Raw genomic sequence first — 2,840 nt, 5'->3', positions numbered from 1 at the left:
CCGGCGACGGCGCGCCGGACGGCGGCCCGGACGGCCGCGGCCCCGGAGGCGGACGGACCGACGGCGTGCGCCGGCACGTGCAGGTGGGCGCCCCGCTCGACCTGCGCGGACTCGTCGCCGCCGCGCGGTCCGTGCTCGTCGCCGACGCGGCGCGCGCGGGCGCGACGGGCTCCGAGGACGGCCCGGCGGGTGCGGGCACCACGCCGGGCGCGGAACCCGACGGGGACGCGGCGCGCGAGGCCGCACGGCTCCTCGCCGACCTCGGCGCGCAGGGCGTCGCCGAGGCACGGCCCGAGACCTGGTACGGCGTCGCTCCTGTCTCGAGCACCGCGCCGCTGCGCGCGCCGGACGAGACGGTCACGGTCTCGCCGTCGAAGGTCGAGACGGTCGCGACGTGCGCCCTGCGCTGGTCGCTCGAGGCCGCGGGCGGGACGGCGCCCGACGCGGCGCACCAGAACCTCGGGACGCTCGTGCACTCGATCGCCGAGACCGCCCCGTCAGGCTCTCTCGCCGACCTGAGGGCGGAGCTCGACCGGCGCTGGCCCGAGCTGGCCCTGCCCGACGGCTGGCCGTCCCGGCAGCTGCGCCGCCGTGCCGACCGCATGGTCGAGAAGCTCGCGGCGTACCTCGCCGAGGCGGGCGAGGCCGTGCTCGTCGAGCCGTCGTTCGACGTGACCGTGGGCCGCGCGCGCCTGCGGGGCACGATCGACCGGGTCGAGGACGCGGGCGAGGGGAAGGTGCGGGTCGTCGACCTCAAGACCGGGCGCCGCACCGCCACGAAGGCCGAGGGGGCGGAGCACCCGCAGCTCGGGGCGTACCAGCTCGCCGTCGAGGCCGGCGGGCTCGACCTCCCGGAGGGCACGCGCAGCGCCGGCGCGCAGCTCGTCTACGTGGGCAGCACGCACGTCGGCCACGCCGTCGTCGCCCAGCCGGCCCTCGACCCCGCGCCGGACGGCTCCAGCTGGGCTGGCGACCTCGTCGAGGACGCCGCGGCGACCATGGCGTCGTCGACGTTCACGGCGCGCCAGAACGGGCTGTGCGAGGTCTGCCCGGTGCGGCGCTCGTGCCCCGTGCAGCCCGAAGGCAGGAAGGTGGTGGCATGACCAGCGAGCTCTTCGAGCTGCCGGAGGAGGCGCAGCCGCACGTGCGGCTCGTCGGGACGGAGGCGGAGACCGGCGCGGGCGCCGCGACGGCGCCCGCACCGACGCTCTCGGCCACGCGCATCGCCGACCTGCTGGGCCGGCCGCGACCGACGCCCGAGCAGGTCGAGGTCATCGAGGCGCCGCTCGAGCCCACCCTCGTGGTCGCGGGCGCGGGGTCGGGCAAGACGGAGACGATGGCGGCGCGCGTCGTCTGGCTCATCGCCAACGAGCTCGTCGCTCCCGACGCGGTCCTCGGGCTGACCTTCACGCGCAAGGCCGCGGGCGAGCTCGCCGAGCGCGTCCAGACCCGGCTCGCGCAGCTCGGCCGCGCGCGCGGCACGGCGACGTCCGCCCTGACGCTGCTCGACCGCCCGACCGTCGCGACGTACAACGCGTACGCCGCGTCGCTCGTCGCCGACCACGGGCTGCGCGTCGGCATCGAGCCGGGCGCGCGGCTCCTCGGCGAGGCGCAGCAGTGGCAGCTCGCGTCCGAGGTCGTGGAGAGCTGGGACGAGGACCTCGGCACCGACCGCGCGGTGAGCACGGTCGTGGCCGCGGTGCTCGGGCTGTCGGGCGCGCTCGGCGAGCACCTGCTCGAGCCGCAGGACGCGCGCGAGCGTCTCGCCGAGATCGCGGAGACGCTCGACGGCCTCCCGCTCGGGCCGCGGCAGAAGGCCCGGACGAAGGAGGTGGCCAAGCTCGTGGGCGACGTCGCCGAGCGGGTCCGGCTCCTCGACGTCGTCGCCGAGTACCGGCGCCGCAAGCGCGCCACCGACTCGCTCGACTTCGGCGACCAGGTGGCGCTCGCGGCCCGGCTCGCGCGCGAGGTGCCCGTCGTCGGCGCGACCGAGCGCGCGCGGTTCCGCGTCGTCCTGCTCGACGAGTACCAGGACACGTCGCACGCCCAGGTCGAGCTCCTCGCCGGGCTGTTCGGCGGCGGCCACGCCGTGACCGCCGTCGGCGACCCGCACCAGTCGATCTACGGCTGGCGCGGCGCGAGCGCCGGCGGGCTCGCGCGGTTCCCGGACCGCTTCCGCCGCGACGACGGCGTCCCCGCGGCCGTGCACTACCTGTCGACGTCGTGGCGCAACGACGCCGCGGTGCTCGGCGCCGCCAACGTGACGTCCGCGCCGCTGCGCGGCGACGGGGATGCCGGCGGCTCGGTCGCGGTGCCGCCGCTGTCGCTGCGACCGGACGCCGGGCCGGGCGCGGTGAGCGCGCACGTCGCGGCGACGGCCGAGGAGGAGGCGGCGGCCGTCGCGGAGTTCGTCGCGGCGCGCTGGCGTCCGGCGGGCGCGCCCGGCGGACGCGTCACCGCCGCGGTGCTGTGCCGCAAGCGCAGCCAGTTCGCCGCCGTGGAGGTGGCGCTGCGCCGCCGCGGCCTGCCGGTCGAGGTGGTCGGTCTCGGCGGGCTGCTCACGACGCCCGAGGTGGTCGACGTCGTGACCCTGCTCGAGGCGGTGCACGACCCCTCGCGCGGTGACGCGCTCGTGCGGCTCCTCACCGGGCCGCGCGTGAACCTCGGCGCGGCCGACCTGCACGCCCTGGGCTCGCGCGCCGCTGACCTCGCGCGTCTCGACGGGGGACCGGCCCGGCTCCCCGCCGAGAACGCCCGCCCCCGCGAGGTGCGACGATGGCCCCATGGAGCAGCCCGCCGACGCCACCGCCTTCCCCCCGGTCCGGATCTCGGACGACGTC

At 78.1% G+C, this 2,840-nt stretch carries 2 protein-coding genes; both read left to right on the top strand.

Annotated features, from left to right (window positions below):
• On the top strand, nucleotides 1–1,103 hold a 1,103-nt coding region (locus JZ5iCDA_RS16610; protein WP_139123192.1), incomplete at its 5' end, for a RecB family exonuclease.
• On the top strand, nucleotides 1,100–2,840 hold a 1,741-nt coding region (locus JZ5iCDA_RS16605; RefSeq protein WP_139123191.1), incomplete at its 3' end, for an ATP-dependent helicase. The genes JZ5iCDA_RS16610 and JZ5iCDA_RS16605, both read left to right, overlap by 4 nt.

Origin of the sequence: Cellulosimicrobium cellulans (assembly GCF_001722485.1) — a bacterium.
Taxonomy (GTDB): Bacteria; Actinomycetota; Actinomycetes; order Actinomycetales; family Cellulomonadaceae; genus Cellulosimicrobium; species Cellulosimicrobium cellulans_A.
The sequence above is the reverse complement of the archived record's forward strand: the minus strand, read 5'-3'. Positions and strand labels throughout refer to the sequence as shown.